The sequence below is a fragment of the Mesorhizobium sp. M1307 genome (assembly GCF_040318155.1).
Taxonomy (GTDB): Bacteria; Pseudomonadota; Alphaproteobacteria; order Rhizobiales; family Rhizobiaceae; genus Mesorhizobium.
This window is the reverse complement of the sequence record NZ_JAMYLR010000088.1, coordinates 1-5,915: the sequence shown is the minus strand read 5'-3', so window position 1 is coordinate 5,915 and position 5,915 is coordinate 1. Positions and strand designations below refer to the sequence as shown.

10 protein-coding genes and 1 pseudogene are annotated in these 5,915 nt (G+C 56.7%); 6 read left to right on the top strand and 5 right to left on the bottom strand.

Annotated elements, in window-relative coordinates:
• The first annotated feature begins 518 nt into the window (after positions 1–518).
• Entirely contained in the window at positions 519–692 is a 174-nt protein-coding gene (locus tag NKH16_RS34540; RefSeq protein WP_352903897.1) for a hypothetical protein, read from the top strand.
• Positions 693–734: 42 nt separating this feature from the next.
• On the top strand, positions 735–1,322 hold the full coding sequence (locus NKH16_RS34535; protein ID WP_352903895.1) for an acyltransferase: 588 nt from the start codon (positions 735–737) through the stop codon (positions 1,320–1,322).
• A gap of 208 nt (positions 1,323–1,530) precedes the next feature.
• On the opposite strand, the gene NKH16_RS34530 is transcribed toward NKH16_RS34535, so the two are convergent.
• Positions 1,531–2,277 (bottom strand): hypothetical protein, encoded by a 747-nt coding sequence (locus NKH16_RS34530; RefSeq protein WP_352903893.1) that lies wholly within the window; start codon positions 2,275–2,277, stop codon positions 1,531–1,533.
• A 344-nt stretch (positions 2,278–2,621) separates the two neighbouring features.
• On the opposite strand from NKH16_RS34530, the gene NKH16_RS34525 reads away from it, so the two are divergent.
• The 3 genes from NKH16_RS34525 (at position 2,622) to NKH16_RS34515 (ending at position 3,534) form a co-directional block, all read left to right on the top strand.
• The gene (locus NKH16_RS34525) at positions 2,622–2,816 is read left to right on the top strand and encodes a glycosyl hydrolase 108 family protein (RefSeq protein ID WP_352903892.1); all 195 of its coding nucleotides are present in this window, start codon (positions 2,622–2,624) and stop codon (positions 2,814–2,816) included.
• Positions 2,740–3,135 (top strand): glycosyl hydrolase 108 family protein, encoded by a 396-nt coding sequence (locus tag NKH16_RS34520; RefSeq protein WP_352903890.1) that lies wholly within the window; start codon positions 2,740–2,742, stop codon positions 3,133–3,135. The genes NKH16_RS34525 and NKH16_RS34520 overlap by 77 nt, the downstream gene beginning before the upstream one ends.
• A gap of 240 nt (positions 3,136–3,375) precedes the next feature.
• On the top strand, positions 3,376–3,534 hold the full coding sequence (locus NKH16_RS34515) for an SGNH/GDSL hydrolase family protein (protein ID WP_352903888.1): 159 nt from the start codon (positions 3,376–3,378) through the stop codon (positions 3,532–3,534).
• Here NKH16_RS34515 and NKH16_RS34510 read toward each other — a convergent pair.
• The 4 genes from NKH16_RS34510 to NKH16_RS34495 all read right to left on the bottom strand — a co-directional run bounded on the left by NKH16_RS34510 (position 3,531) and on the right by NKH16_RS34495 (position 5,506).
• Complete coding sequence (locus NKH16_RS34510; protein ID WP_352903898.1) at positions 3,531–4,223, bottom strand: acyltransferase family protein; 693 nt, start codon at positions 4,221–4,223, stop codon at positions 3,531–3,533. The genes NKH16_RS34515 and NKH16_RS34510 overlap by 4 nt on opposite strands.
• Positions 4,223–4,588 (bottom strand): acyltransferase family protein, encoded by a 366-nt coding sequence (locus NKH16_RS34505; protein ID WP_352903886.1) that lies wholly within the window; start codon positions 4,586–4,588, stop codon positions 4,223–4,225. The genes NKH16_RS34510 and NKH16_RS34505 overlap by 1 nt, the downstream gene beginning before the upstream one ends.
• 7 nt (positions 4,589–4,595) lie before the next feature.
• Positions 4,596–5,237, bottom strand: coding sequence for an SGNH/GDSL hydrolase family protein (locus tag NKH16_RS34500; protein WP_352903884.1), 642 nt, complete (start codon positions 5,235–5,237; stop codon positions 4,596–4,598).
• Between the two features lie 80 nt (positions 5,238–5,317).
• Entirely contained in the window at positions 5,318–5,506 is a 189-nt protein-coding gene (locus NKH16_RS34495) for a hypothetical protein (protein ID WP_352903882.1), read from the bottom strand.
• Positions 5,507–5,680: 174 nt separating this feature from the next.
• On the opposite strand from NKH16_RS34495, the pseudogene NKH16_RS34490 reads away from it, so the two are divergent.
• A pseudogene (locus NKH16_RS34490) lies at positions 5,681–5,818 on the top strand (IS630 family transposase); the annotation flags it as partial.
• Positions 5,819–5,915: the final 97 nt, after the last annotated feature.

The following is a 5,915-nucleotide window of genomic DNA, read 5'->3' as shown; positions in this document are numbered from 1 at the left end:
ATGGAGCTCCGCATCTCTGCTCAGGTAAGTAGCGACGTTCGCAAGACGTTTGAGCGTTTTTGACGACTGCGGCTATACCCAAATCTCAGTATTGACACCAGATGAGCTGTCCAACCCTTTCCTTTTGGATCACAGTCACAAACGGCATGTGCTTGATCCGCTTCCACTGCTCCTTGGCCGGGCTTCCTGAGCAGCCATGGCGAAGTGCACTCTCGGTACGCTTCCGCAGGCTCTTAGTCCGGGCAAGGGCGAGTCTGCGGCACCCGTCGGGTTCGCCAAGCGTCTGACATGCCTAGACTCGGCGCGGGTCGACTTCTGCTTGATGAACTGCGCAAAACCAGGATGCGACCTATAATCGCCGGATCACGGCATGAGGGAGGATTCGTGTCAGACGGCAGTCAGCGCGGCCGGCAAGGAATTCATCGGTCGCCGTCCGGCATCCCCCGTAGTCATTGTAATCGTCCAGGATCATGACACCTCCTGGGCTCAACACCTCGAAGGTTCGCTCAAGACAGAACTTGACCGGCTATCCCTGCATCGACATAGCGGGAAGATCGGGCATCGGCTATTTCACCGGAACCCTCTACATGTCAGACAATCCACACATCAACGCGACCGGCGGCGCGCGTTATGCCAACTGCGCTCAAGAGGATTTCCGTTCGCTCTCGCGCGCGGGGTTCTTCGGAACCTGATCGTTCTGGACCGCAGCGGTCGGGTGTGGCAGATGTTCGCTCATGCGCATCTTCTCCTCCATCCTCTCTCTTCGACGCCGCTTTTGGTCTTGGATTGCCACTGCGGCAGCCAGGGAACAGGCTATTCTCGGCGCGCGCACGAAGTTTGGCGCCGAAGGGGGCATCTTCAACATTCACGGGGACAGATCGAGGGCGGTGATCGGCTCTGATAGTGTGATCAATGGACATCTTCAGATTTTCGCCCATGAGGGTCGGATCGTCATCGGTGATTGGTTTTATGCCGGGCCAGGCTCGACCATCTGGTCATCGGACCCGACCGGGATCAAAATCGGCAAGCGGGTGCATGTGTCGTGGGGCGTGGCAATCCACGATACCAACTCGCACCCGATGGATCCGAAGAAACGGTTTGCCCAGATGCAAGCCATCTTCCGTGAGGGCCATCCGCGGGTCGACCCCGGCATACGCTCGGCCCCCATCACGATTGGGGATGATGTGTGGATCGGAAACAGCGCCATGATCATGAAGGGTGTCACGATAGGCGATCGGGCGGTTATTTCGGCCGGCTCGATCGTACGTTCGGACGTCCCGGCCGATGCTTTGGTCCGGTCCGACCGCGACCTAGTGAAATGATGCGTTTGGATGCCGCTCATCAATGAGCGCTTCGCCGTCGTAGAGTGCTATATGCATGTGCGGCATTTTTCTGCAAATCTCTTTGAAATGCTCGCGCATCTCTGCCTCATCTACACTTGTAGCGATCGGCATGGAAATTTGCCGCTGGTGATCAATCGCGTGGATTGTGAAGCGAAGGGGTGGGCCAGTGTACATTTTCGTCTTGATCTCAGGGCACCTCGATAAAAGGCATATGTTTGATCCGCTCCCACTGGTCTTTCGCCGTCGTGCCGGACCAGCGGTTGCGGAGAGCGCTTTCTCGATAGGCTTGGTCAGGATCCAATTCGGCCATCTCCGAACCGTGAGGTAGGAAGAACACATTACCGCCAGCGGCCGAGACGGCAACGAGTTTATAGCCGTGTCCCTTGCAGAGTTGCGTTAACGCGGTGATGGAGGCGCCGTGATACCAGCCGCTTTCGTGTTTCTCTTTTCGATCGAAGGCAGGGTCGTAGGGGACTGTAACTTGGTTGAGACCAAAGCTAGCGTTGTATTCGGCGACGAGGACAGCCGGCCGCACCGGCAGCAGCTCTTTGAGAAACCAATAGTCGTTTCCATCGACATCGACGGAAAGCACTCCGAGCTTGGGGAAATGCGTGCCGAGGATCTTGATGTTATCGAGATCGATGAAGCTCTGGCGGGCTTCGATGCGCTTGGGAAGGATGGCGCGAGCTAGGCGAACGGTCTGTGGATCGCCGTCGACGAGCAATCCATCAAAGTCCTTGAGGCCTATGCAATTGTACTCTGTCGGATGGAAGCCGAATTCCAGAAACGTTCGCGGACAACCGCCCACGAGCCGCGATAGGATCAAACTCTCGTCCGACTGTGGCGACGCGCCAAAGCGCGCTTTTGCAAGGTGGAAGTAGTAACGGAGCGGACTGGCGCGAAGGAAAGCATGCGCGCGCGATTGGACATTCATCAGTTGATGACTCCTCAACCGCCCGCCCGCGACCAATCTTTTGCGGCAAGCGCCGACACTTTGCAAGCGATAGGAGAGTGCGGGCTAGGCTCTTGGCTGATCGCCGTCCGACTTCTGCTTAGACGACCACCAAATCAGGTAGATTGACCCGGCCTTCCACACAGGCACGCGCCGGTCCCGCTCACGGTCTCGTAGTTCGCGATAGGTCTTCACCTTCAGCGTGCCGCCAGGCAGCTTGATCCGCAACGCCTTTGATTGTCCGCCAGATTGTGCCCTACCGGCGAGTCAATTCACCCCAGCAATCCACTTCATTCAACTGCCCGTGAGGGCGGAAAGGACTTCCCATGACCGCTTCACGCGAGAAGGAATCTCTTGCCCGGGTGCTGGTGCATGAAGGCGGCTACGTCAATCACCCGGCTGATCCGGGCGGCCCGACCAACAAGGGCGTCACCCAGCGTGTCTATGACGCCTATCGCAAGGGCAGGAAGCTGGCGCCGCACTCGGTCAAGAACCATGGACGAGGTCGCCGACATCTATGACCGGCAATATTGGGACGCGGTCAAAGGCGATCAGCTGCCGGCCGGCGTCGACTATGGCAAAGTCCACTGCGTTGCCCCCAACGGGCGGCTGGATCGGTTGCGATATTCGCAAGGTTCTGCTGCTCTCGGGTCGCTATTTGACGGCCGCCGAAGTGGCGAATATCGTCGCGGCATTCTGATCTCTAGCTCGGCTTGCTCAACCGTAAATTGTAAGATAACAATTCCCTTGGGGTTGGGGGAATACAATGAACAGGCGAGATATGGCGCGCGGTTTACTGCGCATGGCACGTATAGCGCGCGGCATCCGCACGCCGTTTAAAGTCACATGCCTCGGCGATAGCCTCACCTCGGGTGTATATCCCCATTTTCTCTCGTGCATGTTGGGGAAAGAGGTAACGCGTCTCGGCTTCGGTGGGAAGACTTCAGATCATATTCTAGCGCGCTACCGCGAAGACGTTCGGATGATGCAGCCGTTGCTGAGGATTTCAACTAGACCGTTTGTGGCTTACACGCGCTCACCCTGAAGATTGCGGATTACCGGCAGCAGGAACTTGATGCTGTGAATGAGCTGACAGCGGCCGGCGACGCCAACATCTTCTATATTGACGGCCTGACGCTGACCACTAACGGCACAGGCTCTATTGCCGATGGTATCCACCCGAACGACACCGGTTCTGCGGAGTGGGCAGCCGCTATCGCGCCGCTGGTGAGCGTCTAGGGATGGGCCGGATTGGGCTGGAGCTTCGGTTGCGTTTTGACCGGCTCAAAGTAGCGCTGAATTCTCTTCTCGACAACAATATGCGCGAGGTAACCGACTGCGATCCCAACCAAGGAACTGATTAGCGCCGCTACGGTGGATGGCAGCCACGGCATTGTTTTGGCTAAGATCAAAAGCGTGACGGGCATGCAAGGCTGATGGAAGAGAAATATCGAATACGATGCGTCGCCGAGTGCGAGGCCAAGCCGACTCTCGCGCGTCGTCGTTGTGCCAACAGCAACCAACATGGTGACCAGTAGCAATGGTGCTATTGAAACGACCATCGTCAAGGTCCTGATCTCCAGGCCGAAATGCACAACAAACGCGCGTATCGCCAAAGACAAAACGATCAGGCTGAATATCTGGCCGGAGAAGGTGAAGTTTGGCTTCCATTTGCGAATTGACAACGCAAGCAGAACACCAATGCCGAACTCGATGTTGAACGGGCTCATAACGAAGGACGCCAAGCTATCTGTCTCTCCCGATGGCCCGGTCAGGACGTACCGCGCCAACGGCAATGCCGCCCAAAGCAGAAGAAACCACCAGAACTGCGGGCGGATTAGAAAGCACAGGGCAAAAACAGCGTAGAAAACGACCTCATATCGGATCGTCCAAGCTACTGATGGGGTTACCTCTCCAACGGGCCATATTATGAGCGTACGAAGCGATCCCCAATGTGCTGGGCGCCGGAGATTATGAGCGCGACATTGAAAAACGCTACGGCAAGATAGAGCATTGGCAGCAAGCGAACCGCTCGCCTGAATAGAAATTCCAGCGGTGTATATCTCGGGGCGCCGGTCGCGGAATTTGTCGCCGTCACGACCATGATGAAGCCGCTCATCATGAAGAAGAAATCGACTTCTCCGCCGCCACTCGTGAAAAACGTTGTGAGCATTCCTGGTCCGAAATACTTGTCCAGAGATGCGGCGCTTACATTGTGAGTTATGACAACCAGGACAGTGGCTATCGCCCGAAGATAGTGCAATCCAGAGATTGTGGGCACTTTTTTGATCATAAAAAATCTAAGCCGCTCGAATGGCGTCGACGAGCGCTAGGGTCGCGCTGCGGGCCAAGTGGATGCCATCCTCGGTCACGTCGTTCGAGCCGCGAATTGCGATGTACGGGTCTACAAAAGGAACGCCGCATCCGAGACACGCCAGGCGTGCCGCGTCATTGATCGCGGCGGCCACAGAGGCCGATCTGAAGGCGGTTTTCTTCTCTTCGATTGGCGGGATCGCGAACACGATGGCTTCGGTGCCGATGCTCCGAAGCAGAGAACAAATCGCCATGGTCTTTTCGGCGACCGCGACCGGATCGGCGCCTGTCTTGCTGTCGTTCGTTCCGACCTGGATCACCGCCTTTGCCGGCGGATTTGCTTTCAGAGCCGACAAGACGACGGAGGATGCAATGGAAGCGTAGACGTTGGCCGCTGTCGCACCGCCAAAGCCAGCGTTTACTATTTTGAGACCTTCGAGCGGGTGCGGCGGAACAAGTTCCAAGAGCGAGTCCCCGACAAGCATAAGGCTATTTGGACCTATCCATTGCAGGTGCGCCGCGATCGCAGCCGTCCGAACGGTCCAATGTTCTGACCACGGAACAATATTCCTCGGGATAATGCGCCCCTTCCATATGGAAAGGATGCCCCTGAACTTGATGAACCCCATGTGCGTTAAATACCCCTAGCCCAGGCGTTCTTTAGCTGATGTCAGGGATCGCCACCAGATGCTGGTTGCAATTTTAGGTGCTAGCTACCGGAACGAGAGATGTCGTCCAGTGGCTGACCACTGTTGGGTTTCTGCTTGTCGGACCACCAGATGAAATACACCGATCCCATCTTCAACACCGGCACGCGCCTATCGCGCTCGCTACTCCGCAATTCACGATAGGTTTTGATCTTCAGCGTGCCGCCCGGCAGCCTGATCCGCAACGTCATTTGATTACCCGCCATTTTGTGCAGCGCAACATTAGGCGCTTACCCTGCGGCCAAGTCAATTCGCGCCGCACATCCAATTATCCCAACCTGCCGGTGAGGGGCGCAAACGAGAACTAGGCGGTTTCGCGCATAGGAAGCAGGCCGGCGTTCTGGACCGACACTTTGCCTTCATACAAGGAGAAGGCGCACCTGCGCGCAAAGGCCATCAGAACCATCGACGCCCTGTGGCAGGCCATTGGCGATATCTGCAATCTCTTCTCTCCAATAGAATGCAGAAATTACTTCGCAGTCGCAGGGTATGGACACACATGAAAGTCCGCCGCTCTAGACCGTTTCCGACAAGGCGCAGCAGGATGGCCGCACTGACGTGATGTTCGACGATCGCGGGAAGCTGTACACTGCTTCCAAC

What these genes read in the sequence shown, in the direction of transcription:
- NKH16_RS34520 (WP_352903890.1), top strand. Translation starts at nt 2,740, where the DNA reads ATGACGCCTATCGCAAGGGCAGGAAGCTGGCGCCGCACTCGGTCAAGA.
- NKH16_RS34535 (WP_352903895.1), top strand. Translation starts at nt 735, where the DNA reads ATGCGCATCTTCTCCTCCATCCTCTCTCTTCGACGCCGCTTTTGGTCT.
- NKH16_RS34500 (WP_352903884.1), bottom strand. Translation starts at nt 5,237, where the DNA reads ATGGGGTTCATCAAGTTCAGGGGCATCCTTTCCATATGGAAGGGGCGC.
- NKH16_RS34495 (WP_352903882.1), bottom strand. Translation starts at nt 5,506, where the DNA reads ATGACGTTGCGGATCAGGCTGCCGGGCGGCACGCTGAAGATCAAAACC.
- NKH16_RS34530 (WP_352903893.1), bottom strand. Translation starts at nt 2,277, where the DNA reads ATGAATGTCCAATCGCGCGCGCATGCTTTCCTTCGCGCCAGTCCGCTC.
- NKH16_RS34525 (WP_352903892.1), top strand. Translation starts at nt 2,622, where the DNA reads ATGACCGCTTCACGCGAGAAGGAATCTCTTGCCCGGGTGCTGGTGCAT.
- NKH16_RS34505 (WP_352903886.1), bottom strand. Translation starts at nt 4,588, where the DNA reads ATGATCAAAAAAGTGCCCACAATCTCTGGATTGCACTATCTTCGGGCG.